At 66.6% G+C, this 16759-nt stretch carries 14 protein-coding genes; 3 read left to right on the forward strand and 11 right to left on the reverse strand.

Annotation, left to right across the window (positions count from 1 at the left end; genetic code table 11):
• Positions 1-188: 188 nt before the first annotated feature.
• Entirely contained in the window at positions 189-1889 is a 1701-nt protein-coding gene (locus tag M8009_RS08650; RefSeq protein ID WP_250060419.1) for an L-lactate permease, read from the forward strand.
• Between the two features lie 106 nt (positions 1890-1995).
• Here M8009_RS08650 and M8009_RS08655 read toward each other — a convergent pair whose 3' ends face one another.
• From M8009_RS08655 to M8009_RS08700, 10 genes are all read right to left on the reverse strand, one after another.
• Positions 1996-2520: a gamma carbonic anhydrase family protein gene (locus M8009_RS08655; RefSeq protein ID WP_250060420.1), complete on the reverse strand. Its 525-nt coding sequence runs from the start codon at positions 2518-2520 to the stop codon at positions 1996-1998.
• Between the two features lie 34 nt (positions 2521-2554).
• Positions 2555-3568 (reverse strand): low-specificity L-threonine aldolase, encoded by a 1014-nt coding sequence (gene ltaE / locus M8009_RS08660; protein ID WP_250060421.1) that lies wholly within the window; start codon positions 3566-3568, stop codon positions 2555-2557.
• A gap of 49 nt (positions 3569-3617) precedes the next feature.
• Positions 3618-6614, reverse strand: a complete 2997-nt coding sequence (locus M8009_RS08665) for an FAD-binding and (Fe-S)-binding domain-containing protein (protein WP_250060422.1) — start codon at positions 6612-6614, stop codon at positions 3618-3620.
• Positions 6615-6649: 35 nt separating this feature from the next.
• Positions 6650-7858 carry a pyridoxal-phosphate-dependent aminotransferase family protein gene (locus M8009_RS08670; protein WP_250060423.1) on the reverse strand — a complete coding sequence of 403 codons (1209 nt, stop codon included), beginning with the start codon at positions 7856-7858 and terminating at the stop codon, positions 6650-6652.
• Between the two features lie 63 nt (positions 7859-7921).
• Positions 7922-9109 (reverse strand): CaiB/BaiF CoA transferase family protein, encoded by a 1188-nt coding sequence (locus M8009_RS08675; protein WP_250060424.1) that lies wholly within the window; start codon positions 9107-9109, stop codon positions 7922-7924.
• A gap of 31 nt (positions 9110-9140) precedes the next feature.
• Positions 9141-9926, reverse strand: coding sequence for an enoyl-CoA hydratase/isomerase family protein (locus M8009_RS08680; RefSeq protein ID WP_250060425.1), 786 nt, complete (start codon positions 9924-9926; stop codon positions 9141-9143).
• A 28-nt stretch (positions 9927-9954) separates the two neighbouring features.
• Positions 9955-11235 (reverse strand): TRAP transporter large permease, encoded by a 1281-nt coding sequence (locus M8009_RS08685; protein ID WP_250060426.1) that lies wholly within the window; start codon positions 11233-11235, stop codon positions 9955-9957.
• Entirely contained in the window at positions 11232-11750 is a 519-nt protein-coding gene (locus M8009_RS08690; RefSeq protein ID WP_250060427.1) for a TRAP transporter small permease, read from the reverse strand. Before M8009_RS08690 ends, M8009_RS08685 begins: the two co-directional genes overlap by 4 nt.
• Positions 11751-11825: 75 nt before the next feature.
• Positions 11826-12812 carry a TRAP transporter substrate-binding protein gene (locus M8009_RS08695; protein ID WP_250060428.1) on the reverse strand — a complete coding sequence of 329 codons (987 nt, stop codon included), beginning with the start codon at positions 12810-12812 and terminating at the stop codon, positions 11826-11828.
• A 225-nt stretch (positions 12813-13037) separates the two neighbouring features.
• Positions 13038-13499: a GlcG/HbpS family heme-binding protein gene (locus tag M8009_RS08700; RefSeq protein ID WP_250060429.1), complete on the reverse strand. Its 462-nt coding sequence runs from the start codon at positions 13497-13499 to the stop codon at positions 13038-13040.
• A gap of 95 nt (positions 13500-13594) precedes the next feature.
• Here M8009_RS08700 and M8009_RS08705 point away from each other — a divergent pair, with 95 nt between their 5' ends.
• Positions 13595-14278: a GntR family transcriptional regulator gene (locus tag M8009_RS08705; RefSeq protein WP_250060430.1), complete on the forward strand. Its 684-nt coding sequence runs from the start codon at positions 13595-13597 to the stop codon at positions 14276-14278.
• 3 nt (positions 14279-14281) lie between these two features.
• On the opposite strand, the gene glcC is transcribed toward M8009_RS08705, so the two are convergent.
• A complete protein-coding gene (glcC, locus tag M8009_RS08710; RefSeq protein WP_250060431.1) occupies positions 14282-15061 on the reverse strand; it encodes a transcriptional regulator GlcC in 780 nt (259 codons plus the stop codon).
• 193 nt (positions 15062-15254) lie between these two features.
• Between glcC and glcD the strand changes: the two genes are divergently transcribed.
• Positions 15255-16754 (forward strand): glycolate oxidase subunit GlcD, encoded by a 1500-nt coding sequence (gene glcD, locus M8009_RS08715; RefSeq protein ID WP_250060432.1) that lies wholly within the window; start codon positions 15255-15257, stop codon positions 16752-16754.
• Positions 16755-16759 lie beyond the last annotated feature (5 nt).

Genomic DNA, 16759 nt, shown 5'->3' on the forward strand with positions numbered 1-16759 from the left:
CGGAAGCACCTGAATCAGCGACCATTTCATGGAAGCCTGATGTGCCTGGACGCTCGACAAGATTGGTCATACCAGTTATCCAGCAATGGTCAAGCCCTACACTTGCGCTTAAGGTGCGCCCTTCTTCATGCCCCGCACGGACGGGGAAGTTCCACGACCAACCGTTCCCCCGCGAAAGGAACCCCTCCATGAACGAAACGTCACTCGCGCTGCTCGCCTTCGTGCCCCTGGTGCTGGCCGGGGTGCTGCTGATCGGCCTGCGCATGGCCGCCAGGACCGCCATGCCGGTGGTCTTCGTGGTCACCGCGCTGATCGGGCTGCTCGCCTGGGAGATGACCTTTACCCGGGTGGTGGCCTCGACCCTGCAGGGCCTGATCCTGACGGTCGCGATCCTGTGGATCATCTTCGGTGCCATCCTGCTGCTCAACACCCTGAAGCACTCGGGTGGGATCAAGGCCATCCGCAACGGCTTCTCCGGCATCAGCCCGGACCGCCGCGTCCAGGCGATCATCGTTGCCTGGCTGTTCGGCTGCTTCATCGAGGGCGCCTCCGGTTTCGGCACGCCTGCCGCCGTGGCCGCTCCATTGATGGTCGCCCTGGGCTTCCCGGCCCTGGCCGCCGTGGTGGTGGGCATGATGATCCAGTCCACCCCGGTCTCCTTCGGCGCCGTGGGCACCCCGATCGTGGTGGGTGTCACCGGCGGCCTGGACCGCATCGGCATCACCGAGACCCTGGAAGCCGGGGGTGCCGGGTGGATGGAGTACTTCCGCCTGATCGCCGGTGAAGTCGCGGTGATCCACGGCATCGTCGGCATCCTGATGCCGCTGATCATGGTCGTGATCATGGTGCGCTTCTTCGGTGCCAACCGCTCCTGGAAGGAAGGCCTCTCCATCGCCCCCTTCGCCATCTTCGCCGGCATCAGTTTCGTGGTGCCCTACATGCTGGCCGGCGTACTGCTGGGACCGGAATTCCCGTCGATGATCGGTGCCATGGTTGGCCTGGCCATCGTCGTGCCCGCCGCGAAAAAGGGTTTCCTGATCCCCAAGGACACCTGGGACTTCCCGGAGAGCACCTCCTGGCCCGACGCCTGGATCGGCAAGCTCGAGATCAAGCTGGATGAGGTCACCGGCAAGGCGCCGATGTCCACCCTGATGGGCTGGGTGCCCTATGTGCTGCTGGCGGTGATCCTGGTCGCCTCGCGCACCATCGAGCCGTTCAAGAATGCCTTGACCTCGTTCGCCTTCGGCTGGAACAACATCCTCGGCGAGAGCGGGATCTCCGGTGCCATCCAGCCGCTCTACCTGCCGGGGGGCATCCTGCTGATGGTGGTGCTGCTCACCGCCCTGCTGCACCGCATGCGCCTGGGCGAACTCGGGGCCGCCTTCAGCGAGTCCACCCGCACCATCTTCGGCGCCGGCTTCGTGCTGATCTTCACCATTCCCATGGTGCGGATCCTGATCAACTCCGGCGTCAACGCCGCCGACCTGGTCTCCATGCCGGTGGCCATGGCCCAACTGGTGGCCGACAGCGTGGGCGGGGTCTACCCGTTCTTCGCCCCGGCCGTGGGTGCCCTGGGTGCCTTCATCGCCGGCTCCAACACCGTCTCCAACCTGATGCTCTCCGACTTCCAGTTCAACGTCGCCCAGCAGCTTGGCCTCTCCACCGCCTTCATGGTGTCGCTGCAGGCCGTGGGTGCCGCGGCGGGCAACATGATCGCCATCCACAACGTGGTGGCGGCCTCGGCCACGGTGGGCCTGCTCGGCCGCGAGGGCGAGACCATCCGCAAGACCATCCTGCCGACGATCTACTACCTTGTCTTCGCCGGGATCATCGGGCTGGTGGCCTTCTATGTGCTGGGGATCAGCGACCCGCTGCTGCGCCTGGGCTGATCACCACCCATTTCAGCGACAACAGCCCCCACGGCCAGGCCTTGGGGGCTGTCTCGTTGTGGCGGCGACCTTCGGCCTGGTGGCAGGACCGGGCCCCGGCGGACGATCAGCCGATCCGCTTGAGCTCTGCCGCATGACGGCGGCCGCGCTCCACGTAGCCCTCGGCGTTCTTCTTCAGGCCCTCGATGGCCTCGCCGGAGAGCTCGCGCACCACCCTGGCCGGCGCCCCCACGATCAGCGAGTTGTCGGGGAAGCGCGCGTTTTCCTTGACCACCGCCCCGGCCGCCACCAGGCAGTTGTTGCCGATCACCGCCCCGTTGAGGATCACCGCCTGGATCCCCACCAGACTGCCGTTGCCGATGGTGCAGCCATGCAGCATCGCCTGGTGGCCCACGGTCACGCCCGTACCGACCGTCAGCGGGTAGCCTGGGTCGGCATGCAGCACGGCCCCGTCCTGGATATTGCTGCCCTCGCCGACCTCCAGATGATCGGTGTCGCCGCGCAGTACCGCCTGGTACCAGACGCTGGCGTTGCGCTTCAGGGTGACCCGACCGATCACGTCGGCCGTCTCGGCCACGTAGACGTCGTCACCGATCGCGGGACGGTCGTCGCCATACTGATAGATCGCCATGGAGTGGGTCTCCTGTTGATGATGAAAGGCCCGCTCAGGCCCGCGGCCGGGAGGCAAAGCTCCGAAAGGCGGACAGGATGCGGGGGATATCGGCGTCGCCGACGTCCAGGTGCAGGACCAGGCGGGTGGTCGCGCCCACGGACGCCAGGACTCCCCGGGACGCCAGATGCGCCTCCAGCGCCCTGCCGTCGGCCTCGGGCACCGCCAGGAATACCATGTTGGTGTCGCAGGCCTGCACCGCGACCCCGTCGATATCGGCCAGCCCCTCGGCCAGCTGCCGGGCATGGGCATGATCCTCGGTCAGCCGCTCGACGTGATGCTCCAGGGCATGGTGACACCCCGCCGCCAGGATGCCGACCTGGCGCATGCCGCCACCCAGGGTCTTGCGCCAGCGACGCGCCCGGGCAATGAAGGCCGCATCGCCCACCAGCACCGAGCCGACCGGGGCGCCCAGCCCCTTGGAGAAGCACAGCGACACGGAGTCGAAGCCCTGGCACAGCGCCGCCAGGGGCCGTCCGCTGGCCACCGCCGCGTTGAACAACCGCGCACCATCGAGATGGGTGGAAAGTCCATGGCGACGCGCCAGTGTCGTGGCATCCTGCTGCCAGGCTTTGGGCATCACCTTTCCGCGATAGGTGTTCTCGAGCGCCAGCAGGCGGGTTCGGGTGTGGTGGATGTCCTCTCCCCCGATGGCGTCCTCGATGGCAAAAAGCGCCAAGGTGCCATCCGCCTCATGGGCAATCGGTTGCGGCTGGATACTGCCCAGCGCCGCCGCGCCACCGCCCTCGTCGCGATAGATATGCGAAAACTGGCCGGCGATGAACGCCTCGCCACGCTGGCAATGGCAGAGCAGCGCGATGAGATTGCCCTGGGTGCCGGAAGGCACGAACAGTCCGGCCGCCATGCCGGCCCGTTCGGCCACCGCGGCCTCGAAGGCGGCGACCGTCGGGTCGTCGCCCCAGACATCGTCGCCGACCTCGGCCCGCGCCATGGCCTCGCGCATGGCCGGGGTGGGCCGCGTCACGGTGTCGCTGCGCAAATCGATCATAGTCAGCCACCTCGTCGGTTGTCGGTACAGGGCGCCGTCGGCAGCCGGCTCAGGCCAGCGCCCGTTCGAGGAGCCGGGCCACATGGATGGCCTCCCGGCCACTGCCATCCCGGATCTGGTGGCGGCAGCTCGTGCCGTCGGCCACCAGCACGGCATCGTCAGCGGCCTCGCGGATCGCCGGCAGCAGCGACAGCTCGGCCATCTTCATCGAGGCCTCGAAGTGCTCCGCCTCGTAGCCGAAGCTGCCCGCCATGCCGCAGCACGAGGATTCGATGGTCTCGACCTCGAGGCCGGGGATCCAGGAGAGCACCTGCTCGACCGGACGCAGCGCATCGAAGGCCTTCTGGTGGCAGTGGCCGTGCAGCATCGCCCGCGGGTGATCCACCGGCTTGAGGTCGAGCGGCAGCTCGCCGGCCTCGAAGGCCCTGACCAGAAACTCCTCGAACAGGAAGGCCGACTCGGACAGGGCCTCGGCCTCCTTGCCGAAGCCATACTGCAGGAACTCGTCGCGCAGGGTCAGCAGGCAGGAGGGCTCGAGCCCGACGATCGCCACGCCCCGCCTGACATGGGGCATCAGGTGATCCAGGGTGCGGCGCGCCTCCAGCCGCGCCTTGTCGAACTGCCCCGAGGAGAGGTAGGTACGCCCGCAGCACAGCGGCCGTTCGCCCTGCCTGACGTTGAGGTGCACCCGGTAGCCGGCGGCTTCCAGCACCCGCTTGGCCGCCCGGGCATTCTCGCCCTCCAGGTAGTTGTTGAAGGTATCGACGAAGAGCAGCACCTCACGCGGGGCCTGGACCACCTCCCCCGGCGACTCGGCGAGGAAGTTGCCGCGAAAGCGCGGGAAGTCGCGCTGCGTAGCGAGCCCCAGGGCCGTCTTGACCCGGCGCGAGAGGAACGGCACGCGCTCCACGGCACCGACCAGGCCGGCGAATCGGCTGGCCAGCGGTGCATAGCGCGGCATCTCGCCGACCATACGATCTCGCCACGACAGCCCCCTGGCCTTCGCCCGGGCGGTGCGTGCCTCGATCTTGAACTTGGCCATGTCGACACCGGTGGGACAGTCGCGCTTGCAGCCCTTGCAGGAGACGCAGAGGTCGAGTGCCTCCTTGACGTCGTCGCTGGCCAGTCCCTCGTCGCCGAGCTGTCCGGAGAGCACCAGGCGCAGGGTGTTGGCGCGCCCGCGGGTGAGGTGCTGCTCGTCGCGGGTGATGCGATAGCTCGGGCACATGGTGCCCGCATCGAACTTGCGGCAGTGGCCGTTGTTGTTGCACATCTCCACCGCCATGGCCAGGCCATGGGTGGGGTCGCCGGCGCTGCCGGGCTCGCCCTGCTCGCCACTCAGCGGGTCTCGGGTGACGTTCCAGCCCGACCAGTCGAACACCGGGGTCAGCGGGATCGTCCGGTAGGTGGAGGAAAAGCGGAAGTAGCGCTCGTCGTCCATCCTCGGGGTATCGACGATCTTGCCCGGGTTGAACAGGTTCTCGGGATCGAAGAGCCGCTTCACTTCCTTGAAGGCATCGTTGACGGTCGGCCCGAACTGCCAGGCGACCCACTCGCCACGGCACAGCCCATCGCCATGTTCGCCGGAGTAGGCCCCCTTGTACTCGCGCACCAGTGTTGAGGCCTGCTCGGCGATCTCGCGCATCTTCTCGGCGCCATCGCGGCGCATGTCGAGAATCGGCCGCACGTGCAATGTGCCGACACTGGCATGGGCGTACCAGGTGCCCTCGGTGCCATGGCGATGGAAGACCTCGGTCAACCTGTCGGTGTACTCGGCCAGGTGCTCCAGCGGCACCGCGCAGTCCTCGATGAAGGAGACCGGCTTGCCGTCCCCCTTCATGCTCATCATGATGTTGAGCCCCGCCTTGCGCACGTTCCACAGCGCCTTCTGCTCGGCGGGCTCGGGCATCTCCACCACGCTGTCAGGAAGGCCCAGGTCGGCCATCAGCTCGCTCAGGCGCTGGAGAGACGCGAGCTGGGCATCGCGACCCTGGCCGGCGAACTCCACCAGCAGCACGGCCTGGGGCCGGCCGATCAGCGCCTTCTCGATCACCGGGCGAAACGCCGGATTCTCCAGCGAGAGGTCGATCATGGTGCGGTCGACCAGTTCCACGGCGGAGGGGTCGAGGGTGACGATGTGCTGGGTGAGGTCCATCGCCTGGTAGAAGGTGGGGAAGTTCACGACCCCGAGCACCTTGTGCTCCGGCAACGGAGAGAGCCTGAGCGTGATCCGCCGGCTCACCCCCAGGGTACCCTCGGAACCCACCAGCAGGTGGGCGAGATTGACGCGCCCATCCGGGTCATAGGGCTTGGGGTTCTGGCAGTCGAAGAGGTCGAGGTTGTAGCCGCCGACGCGGCGCAGCACCTTGGGAAAGTGCTCGCGGATCTCGGGGGCCACGCCCGCGGCGATGGCCTTCACCCGCTCGGCCAGCTCGCGCACCCTTCCCGAGGCCGGCAGCTGGTCGACGAAGCCGAAGTGGGCCTCGCTGCCGTCGGCCAGCAGCGCGTCCACGCCCTGCACGTTGTGGACCATGTTGCCGTAGCGGATCGAGCGCGAGCCACAGGAGTTGTTGCCGGTCATGCCGCCCAGGGTGCACTGGGCGCTGGTGGAGACGTCCACCGGGTACCAGAGGCCATGGGGCTTGAGCCAGGAATTGAGGTGGTCGAGCACGATCCCGGGTTCCACCACCACCGTGCGTGCCTCGGGGTCGAACGCGACGATCTCGTCGAGCCAGCGGGTGCTGTCGATCACCAGCGCCTCGCCCACCGTCTGCCCGCACTGGCTGGTGCCGGCGCCGCGCGCCAGCACCGGTACGTGGGCATCACGGGCGATGTCGAGGGCAAGCTTCAGATCCTCCTGGTGGCGAGGGATCACGACCCCGACAGGCGTCACCTGGTAGATCGAGGCATCCGTCGCGTAGCGGCCCCGCGAGGCCTGGTCGAACAGCACCTCGCCCTGCAGTTCACGGGACAGCCGGGCCGCCAGTTCGGTCACCGGCTTGATGCGTGCATTCCGTGCCCGGGTATTGTCCTTCAGGGATGTCATGCTTCCCTCCTGGCCATTCGGATCCAGGCCAATGGTCAATGGCCGCCGTCGAGCGGGTGGGTGGCGAAATACTCGAGTGCCGCGCAGACGCCGCTACCCGCAAGCTCCATCCCGGCCAGTTTCATGCCCGCCTCGCAGCCGCCCAGGGTGGCGATCAGGGTCAGGTCGTTGCAGTCGCCCAGGTGGCCGATGCGGAACATCTTGCCCTTGGCCTTGCCAAGGCCCGTGCCCAGCGACAGGTCAAAGCGCTCGTAGATGATCTTGCGCACCGCGTCGGCGTCGGTGCCCTCGGGCATCACCACCCCGGTGAGCACCGGCGAGTAGACGGCCGGGTCCTGGCACTGGATCTCCAGCCCCCAGGCCTGAACCGCCGTGCGCACGCCGGCGGCCCAGCGCCGATGACGCGCCAGCACGTGCTCCAGCCCCTCCTCGAGCAGCATGTCCAGCGACTCGTTGAGGCCGTAGAGCAGGTTGGTGCTGGGGGTATAGGGCCAGTAGCCGTTCTGGTTGGCCTCGAGGATCTCGTCCCAGGCCCAGAAGCTCTTGGGCATGGCGTTGTGGCGGCTCGCCTCGATGGCCTTGTCGGAGACCGCGTTGAAGCTGATGCCGGGCGGCAGCATCAGCCCCTTCTGGGAGCCGGAGATGGTGACGTCGACGCCCCAGTCGTCGTGGCGATAGTCGGCACTGGCGAGCCCCGAGATGGTATCGACCAGCAGCAGTGCCGGATGACCGGCGGCATCGATGGCGCGGCGCACGGCGGCGATGTCGCTGGTCACCCCGGTGGAGGTCTCGTTGTGCACCACGCACACCGCCTTGATCCGATGATCGCGATCCTCCTTCAAGCGCGCCTCGATCATCTCGGCCTGCACGCCGTGGCGCCAGCCCTCGTAGCCGGGCAGCCCGATGAACTCGGGTTCCAGCTGCAGGCGGAGGGCCATCTTGTGCCACAGGGTGGCGAAGTGACCGGTCTCGAACATCAGTACCTGGTCGCCCGGGGAAAGGGTATTGGAGAGCGCCGCCTCCCAGGCCCCGGTTCCGGAGGCCGGGTAGATGATCACCGGGTTTTCGGTCTTAAAGACACGCTTCACCTTGTCCAGTAGCTCACGCCCCAGGGCGCCGAATTCCGGGCCGCGGTGATCGATGGTGGGCAGGCTCATGGCGCGCAGGATGCGATCGGGCACCGGTGAGGGGCCAGGGATCTGCAGGAAGTGGCGACCGGAGGGGTGGAAGTCGAGGTTCAGCATGGGAAGATCTCCGTGCGTCTTGTTCTTGGATTATGAATTCAATGCATGGCTCAAGACAGGCGCCTACTTGATGCAGCCCTCGGCCCTCAGGGTCTCGAGTTCCTCGACAGACAGCCCCATGCCACCGAGCACTTCATCGGTGTGCTGAGCAAAGAGCGGTGCCGGCTGGCGGATCCGCGACGGGGTGCGCGAGAACTTGCTGGGGAAGCCGATGGTCTTCATCCGGCCGATGGTCGGGTGGTCCATTTCCTGCACCATGCCACGCGCCAGGTAGTGCTCGTCGCTCATGGCCTGGGCAAAGTCGTTGATCGGCCCGGCGGGTACCCCGGCCGCGTCGCAACGCTCGAGCCAGTCGTCGACATCGTGCTCGGCCATGAACGACTCCAGCAGCGCCTCGAGTTCCTCGACGTGCTGGCCGCGGTCGTGATTGGTCAGGAAGCGAGGGTCTTCCATCAGCTCAGGGCGTTCCAGGACATCGCCGGCGAAGCGCTCCCAGGTGCGCTGGTTGGCGCAGCCCAGCATCAGGTAGCCGTCGCTGGCCTTGATCGCCTGATAGGGCGCCGAGACCCGATGACGCCAGCCGGTAGGCTCGGGCACCCGGCCCTCGGCGAAGTAGGCCGCCGCCTCCCAGGTGTACCAGGGCAGGCCACACTCGGTGATGGCGATATCGATGTGCTGGCCCTCACCGGTGTTCATCTGATGAATGACGGCGGCCAGGATGGAGTAGGTGGCGGTCAGGCCGGCGCCGATGTCGTAGACGGCGATGCCTGTCTTGAGCGGCCGACGCCCCGGCTCGCCGGTCATCGACATCAACCCGGTCATGCCCTGGGCGACCAGGTCGAAGCCGCCCTTGTGCCTGTAGGGGCCGGTCTGGCCATAGCCGGAGATCGAGCAGTAGACGATGCTGGGGTTGATCGCCTTGATGGTGTCGTAGTCGATCTTCAGTGACTGGGTGACCCCGGTGCGGTAGTTCTCGACGATGACATCGGCGTCCCTCGCCAGCCGGTAGAAGATCTCCCGGGCCCGGTCCTCCTTGAGGTTGAGCGAGATGCTCTTCTTGTTGCGATTGATCTGCGAGAAGCAGGTCGACTCATCGTTGACGTAGGGGCCCATCTGGCGGCTGTCATCGCCGCCGTTGAGCTTCTCGACCTTGATCACCTCCGCACCCATGTCGGCCAGCACCATGGTGCAGTAGGGGCCGGCCATGATCTGAGAGATGTCGAGGACCTTGAGGTTCTGCAGTGGCAGCATCGCTATGCTCCCTCCATTGCTGTCATTCATGCTAGCGGCCGCTCCACGCGAAGGGTGTCTTGTGGACGAACCGATTCACCGCCGCCTTGAAGTCATCGCTCATGTAGCAGGCGGTGACCCAGTCGTCGCCGGCCTCGGGGACGGCGCGCCGCTCTTCCAGTACCCGCCCCACCAGCGCCTTGCTGGCCTGAACCGTCAACGGCGCGCGACCCGCGAAGCCGGCGGCGATGGCCGCCACCTCGTCATGGATCACCTCGGCGTCGAACACCCCGTTGACCAGGCCCAACTGGGCGGCCTCCTCGGCGCCGAACAGCCTGGCCATCATCAGCGCCTCCTTGGTGCGGGCCACGCCGATCATGTCGACCATTCTCGAGACGTTGCTCATCGACAGGGTGTTGCCCAGCGTCCTGGCGATGGGCACGCCGAACTGCATGGTGGGGGTGCAGTAGCGAAAGTCGCAGACCAGCGCCAGGGCGGCGCCGCCGCCCACGCAGGCCCCCTCGATCAGGGCGATGGTGGGCCTGGGCAGGGCCTCGAGCTTGCCCACTACCCGGTCGATGCGCCGCTCGTAGCCGATGGCATCCTCGGGGGCGTCGAAGTGCGCGAACTGGCCGATGTCGGTACCGGCGACGAAGGCCTCGCCGCCGACCCCGTGCAGCACCACCGCCTGGATCGCGTCGTCCTCGGCCAGCCGGTCGCAGCAGGCCTCCAGGGCGTCATACATCTCCCAGGTCATGGCATTGCGGCTCGCCGGGCGATTGAAGCCGATCCAGGCGATACCGCCCTCGCGCCGCAGGATCACGGACTCGTCGCTCATCATGATTCTCCGTCAGGTGGCAACGGCATCAGCGGTAGAAGAATTCCACCAGGCCCATGGGAACGACTGGCACATAGGTGACCAGCATCAGCAGCACGAACAGCAGGATCATGAACGGCACGTTGGCCTTGGCCACGTCCCAGATATCCGCCTTGGCCACCGAACAGGCCGTCATCAGCACGCTCGCCACTGGGGGCGTCTGCTGGCCGATGGCCAGGTTCAGGGTGACGATCATCCCGAAGTGCACCGGATCGATGCCGACCATCATCACCAGAGGCATGACGATGGGGACGGTCAGGATGATGGCCGCCGCCGAGTGCAGGATCATGCCGATCGCCAGCAGGAAGACGTTGAGCAGCGCCAGCACCATGTACTTGTTGCTGGTGAAGTCGCCGATCACGGCCGCCAGGGTCTGGGGCAGCTGGGCTCGGGTGAGGAAGTCCCCCAGCAGGGCGGAGCTTGCCACCAGCAGCATGACCACAGCGGTCTGTACGCCGCCCTCGACCATGGCCCCGCGCAGCGTGCTCCAGCGCAGCTCGCCGTAGCGGAAGCTGATCAGCAGCGCCGCGACCACCGCCAAGGCGGCGCCTTCGGTGGCGGTCATGAAGCCGCCGAAGATGCCGCCGAGGATGATCAGCGGCAGCAGGAAGGCGAGCCCCGCCGCCTTGAAGGTGGCCCAGACCCTCTTAAGCTGGAAGGCTTCCTCGACCGGGTACTTGTAGCGGACGGCGAAGAACCAGGCGAGGGCCATCATCGACAACCCGCCGAGCAGCCCCGGGACGATGCCGGCCACGAACAGCTGCACCACGGAGGTGTCGGCCATGGCGGCATACAGGATCATCGGGATGGACGGCGGGATGATGATCGCCAGCGACGCCGAGGATGAGGTGATCGCGGCGGTGAAATCCGCCGGATAGCCCTTCTTCTTCATTGCCGGCATCAGGATCGAGCCGAGGGCGGCGACGTCGGCCACCGCCGAGCCCGATATCTCGGCGAAGAACAGCGAGGTGCCGATGTTGACCATCGCCAGCCCGCCGCGGATGAACCCCAGCAGCGCGGAGGCGAAATCGATCAGTCGCTTCGAGATGCCGCCGGTGTTCATGATGGCCCCGGCGAGGATGAACAAGGGAATGGCGATCAGGGGAAACTTGGTGGCGCCTTCGAACATCACGATGGGGAAGCTGAGCAGGCTGTTCGAGCCCTGCAGCACCAGCATGGCCAGTAGAGACACCGCGCCCAGCGCCACGGCGATGGGGATATTGATGAAGATCATCGCCAGGCCGGCCAGGAGGATCAGGGCAGTCGTCATTGCAGTTCCTCCACGATGTCGTGCTCCGCGGGTGGCGCCTTGCCTTGCCAGGCTTCGCGCAGGATGGTCGGCAGGTTGACCAGCTCGGCGATCACGTAGAGCCCTGCGCCGATGGGAATGGTCGACTGGGTGACGGCGATCGGGATCGGCACGCTGACCAGCGTCGATCCTCCGAGGATCTGGATGACATGCACGCCATAGGCGGCGAGCATCACGAAGAATGTCAGGATGATGACCTCACCGATCACCACCAGCGTCACGCGCACGGCACGAGGCTGTGAAAAGACGAGGCCAGGCACGCTGATATGTCCGCGCTTGAGCGCAGCCAGGGCGGCACCGTAGTAGGTGACCCAGGCCAGCATCACGGCGGCCACCTCGTCGTACCAGCCGAGGGAATTGCCGGCGAAGCGAAAGATGACGCCGAGCAGCACGACGACTGCTAACGACACCACCAGAAACATGGTGATGACCTCGAGCAACCACTCGAAGCCGGATCGTAATCTCGCAAGAGACATGAAGTCGCTACTCCGTCGAGTCAGGGAAGGACCGCCCCCTCGGGGGCGGTCAGGGAAGCCGGCCTGACGGGAGGATCACTCCTCCTTGCCGAGCTCCAGCACGCGATCGATCAGATCGCTGCCGCCTTCCACTTGCTCGCCGAAAAGCTCATAGACAGGGCCGCTGGCGTCGATGAACGCCTGCTTGTCGGCCTCGTTGACTTCCAGCCCGGCGGCTTCCATCTCGCCGAGGAGCTCCTCATCCTGGCGTGCCGCCGTCTCGTAGACGAAATCCTGAACGTCCTGGGCGGTCTCTTCCAGGATCTCACGCACCTCCTCCGGCAGATCTTCCCAGTGGTTCTTTGAGACCACCACGTAGGCCGGCGTATAGACGTGGCCGGTCAGCGACAGGTAGTCCTGAACCTCCTGGAACTTCTGCGAGTAGATCTGCACCAGCGGATTTTCCTGGCCGTCCATGGTGCCGGTCTGCAGCGCCGTGAAGACTTCCGAGAGAGCCATCGGCGAGGGATTGGCGCCGTACTCCTCGAACATGCGCACCCGCCACTTCCCCTTCGGGGTGCGCAGCTTCAGACCATCCAGGTCCTCCGGGGTGTTGATAGGACGAACGTTATTGGTGATCTGGCGGAAGCCGTTCTCCCAGACGGCGAGGACCTTGTAGCCCTCCTCCTCGACCAGTGGATAGAGCTTCGGCTCCAGCACCTCCTCGATGACCCGCTTCATATGCTCCCGATCCTTGATCAGGTAGGGCATCTCGAACAGGCCGAACTCGTCGACCACCGAGGACATCACGGTGGAGGGCAGCGTGAAGGTCAGCTGGCCGAGCTTGAGCTTCTGCATCATGGAACTGTCGCCGCCCAGCTGGCTCGAGCCGTAGACCTCCACCTCATAGTCGTCCCCCAGCCGCTCGTTGGCCCGCTTGGCAAACTCCGTCGCGGAGGCGTCGAACAACGACCCGGGGTTGCCGACGTGGCCGAACTGCAACTCGGTCTGTGCCATGCCCAGGCCAGGCGCCATGGCGGCGGCCAGGGCAGTGACGGCGAATGCTGTCTTGATCACTTTCATGGAATACTCCGGTACTGGCTTGTTGTTGTACGTGTCATGCCGGTGAGCCGAACTCGATCCGGCATTCTCGGGCCGAGGCGGACACCCGGATTATGGAGTTGTTGATGCTATGCGGTGACCGCCATGCCTCACTCACTCAATTTGAATTCAAAATTCATAATCAGATATTAAACTTTAGTCGCTCCATGCCAGCGGAGAGCCCCCGCGGGGATGGAGAGGTTCCTCTCACTCCGGCTCCCTGCCCCAGCCGAGACCGGCGGCCGCTATGCCGGCAATCGAGGCGGCCTCGTCCTCACCCGAGGAGGCGCCGCTGGCGCCCACGGCGCCGATCACCCGGGCGTCGTCGTCCAGGATAAGCACGCCTCCGGGTACCGGGACGAAGTGCCCGCCGGAGGCCGCGGCAACACTGGCCAGAAAGGCGGGACGCTCGATGTTGCGCTCACCCACGACCCCGCTGGCAATCCCGTTGCCCAGGGCGGCGAAGGCCTTGCCCTGGGCCACCGGAAAACGCAGCGGGGCACAGCCATCCTCGCGTTCGGCGGCGACGACGTGACCGCCACCGTCGAGCACCACCACGGTGAGTGGCTCCATGCCCTGCTTGCGCGCCAGCGCGAAAGCCCCATCCAGGATGCAACGCGCCTGGCGTCGGCCAAGCTGGAAATGACTGCGGAAGACCTTGCCGGCCATGGGAGACTCCTGATGATCATCGAGGTGGATATTGGCTGTATTTTGAATTCATAATACCTCTCGTGAAAGAATGCCAGCCTGGAGGGATCCATATAATGAGCAAGATCCAGCAGCGCAGCCTCTACCTGGACGTGGCCGACCGCGTCCGGGCGCTCATCGAGCAGGGGGATCTCGCACCCGGCGAGCGGATATCGGAGAAGCAGCTCTGCGAGCGGTTCGGGGTCTCCCGCACGCCGCTGCGGGAGGCGCTGAAGGTCCTCGCCTCCGAGGGCCTGATCGAACTGCTGCCCAACCGCGGGGCCAGGGTGGTGCGCCTGACCCTGAAGATGGTCAAGGATACCTACGACCTGATGGGGGCCCTCGAGGGGCTCTCCGGCGAGCTCGCCTGCCAGAACATCAGCGACGAGGGGATCCGGGCCATCCGCGTGCTGCATGACGAGATGCTGCGGCACTATCACGAACGCAACCTGCCGGACTACTTCCGGGTCAACCAGCGCATCCACGAGGGGATCCTGGCCGCCTCGGCCAACGAGGTGCTGCAGGAGACCTACAGCAACCTCAACCAGCGGGTGAAGCGGGTCCGCTACTCAAAGAAGATGACCGACGACTTCTGGCGCAAGGCCGTCCAGGACCACGAGCACATGATCCTGGCCCTGGAGGCCCGCGACGGCAGGCGCCTGGGCCAGATCCTGCGCGACCATCTCTGCAACAAGCTCGAGGTGGCCTCCCTCGCTGGCGTGGTCGAGGACGAGAGCCTTCTCGACGTCGCCCACTCCTGACCCCTACTCCCAGCCCTCGAGGCGCATCGCCGAGCGCTCCAGCCGCTGTTCCTCCGCCTCGAGCTCACGCAGCTGCTCGCCGACGCCCGAGAGGTGCTCCAGGGCGACACGCCGGGCGAGGACCGGCTTGCCCTCGATCACCGCGCGATGGAGTCGCGCATGCTGGCGATTGATCATCTCGCGGGAGCTAGGGCGGTGATAGAGGTTCTTCACCGAGGCGAACACCGAGCTCAGCAGCAGGTCGGTCAGGCTCTGCAGGGTGTGCACCAGCACCGGGTTGTGGGAGGCCTGGCAAATGGCCAGGTGGAAGCCGTGATCGAGCCGTGCCAGGCGCTCGACATCGACCGACCCGGCGCTCTCCACATAGTCGACCATCGCCTGGTAGCGGCGGGTGATCAGCACCCGGTCCGACGGCGTGCCCCGGCTGGCCGCCAGGCTGGCCGACTCGCCCTCGAGCAGGGCCCGCACCTCCAGCAGGTCGAACAGCGTCCGCGGGTGATCGCGGAAGAGATGCATCAGCGGCGTGTCCTGTGCCGCCGTGACCAGTTCGGCCACCTCCGAGCCCCGCCCCTGCCGGGTGACGATCACCCCCTTGCTGCGCAGCGTCCTCAGCGCCTCCCTCAGGGAGGCACGGGAGACCTGCAGCCTCTCGCTCAGGCGCCGCTCGGAGGGCAGCAGCTGGCCCGGGCGAAACACCCCGTCGAGGATCAACTCCTCGAGCCTGGCCGCGATAGCGTCGGGGGTGCGTGAGGTGGTGACCAGCTCATCGTGATAGCGGGGCATGGGGTCTCCTCCGGGGGATGCCCCCCGCGCTGCGAGGGTGTATCGTGGAAATTCTTTCCAGAATTATATCCACAACTGGTCTGACCAGCGAACCAGAGACTGGACACGCCCGTCAAGAAAGCACAGATTGGAAGCCATAACCGGTCACCTGCCCGGCCCACGCGGGCCATGGACCATCCAGCGAGGAAGCCACATGAACATCCTCCATGACGAGCGGCTCGACGGCGAGCTGCCGGACATCGACAAGGCCGACGTCCTGGCCGACCTGCAGCAGGCCGCGCCCGGGCTCACCCTGCTGCACCGCGAGGAGGACCTGCGCCCCTTCGAGTGTGACGGCCTCTCCGCCTACCGCGTGCTGCCCATGCTGGTCGCCCTGCCCGAGACCCTCGAGCAGGTCGAGACGCTGATGAAGCGCTGCCGCGCCCTGGGCGTGCCGGTGGTGACCCGCGGCGCCGGCACCGGCCTCTCCGGCGGCGCCCTGCCCCTCGAGAAGGGCGTGCTGCTGGTGATGTCGCGCTTCAACCGCATCCTCGACGTGGACCCGGACGCCCGCATCGCCCGGCTCCAGCCCGGCGTGCGCAACCTGGCGATCTCCGAGGCGGCGGCACCCTATGGCCTCTACTATGCCCCGGACCCCTCCTCGCAGATCGCCTGCTCCATCGGCGGCAACGTGGCCGAGAATGCCGGCGGCGTGCACTGCCTCAAGTACGGGCTGACCGTGCACAACGTCATGAAGGTGGAGGTGATCACCATCGAGGGCGAGCGCATGACGCTCGGCAGCGAGGCGCTGGACGCCCCGGGCCTCGACCTGCTGGCCCTGTTCACCGGCTCCGAGGGCATGCTCGGCGTGGTCACCGAGATCACCGTCAAGCTGCTGCCCAAGCCCGAGACCGCCAAGGTGCTGATGGCCAGCTTCGACGACGTCGAGAAGGCCGGCCGCGCGGTGGGCGACATCATCGCCGCCGGCATCATCCCCGGCGGGCTCGAGATGATGGACAAGCTCGCCATCCGCGCCGCCGAAGACTTCGTCAAGGCCGGCTATCCGGTCGAGGCCGAGGCGATCCTGCTCTGCGAGCTGGACGGGGTAGAGGCCGACGTCGACGATGACTGCGCCACCGTGCGCTCGGTGCTCGAAAAGGCTGGCGCTACCGGCATCCAGCAGGCCCGCGACGACGCCGAGCGCGCCACCTTCTGGGCCGGGCGCAAGAACGCCTTCCCGGCGGTGGGGCGCATGTCGCCGGACTACTACTGCATGGACGGTACCATCCCGCGCCGCGAGCTGCCGCGGGTGCTGAAGGGCATCGCCGACTTCTCAGAGGAATATGGCCTGCGGGTCGCCAACGTCTTCCACGCCGGCGACGGCAACATGCACCCGCTGATCCTCTTCGATGCCAACCGCCCCGGCGAGCTGGAGCAGGCCGAGGAGCTCGGCGGCAAGATTCTCGAGCTGTGCGTCGAGGTCGGCGGCTCGATCACCGGCGAGCACGGCGTGGGCCGCGAGAAGATCAACCAGATGTGCGCCCAGTTCAACCCGGGCGAGCTGGCCACCTTCCATGCAGTCAAGGCGGCTTTCGACCCCGACCGCCTGCTCAACCCGGGCAAGAACATCCCCACGCTCGCCCGCTGCGCCGAGTTCGGTGCCATGCACGTGCACAACAACGAGCTCCCGCACCCCGAGCTGCCCCGATTCTGAGGATT

It is taken from the genome of Halomonas gemina (assembly GCF_023554995.1).
GTDB lineage: Bacteria > Pseudomonadota > Gammaproteobacteria > Pseudomonadales > Halomonadaceae > Halomonas > Halomonas gemina.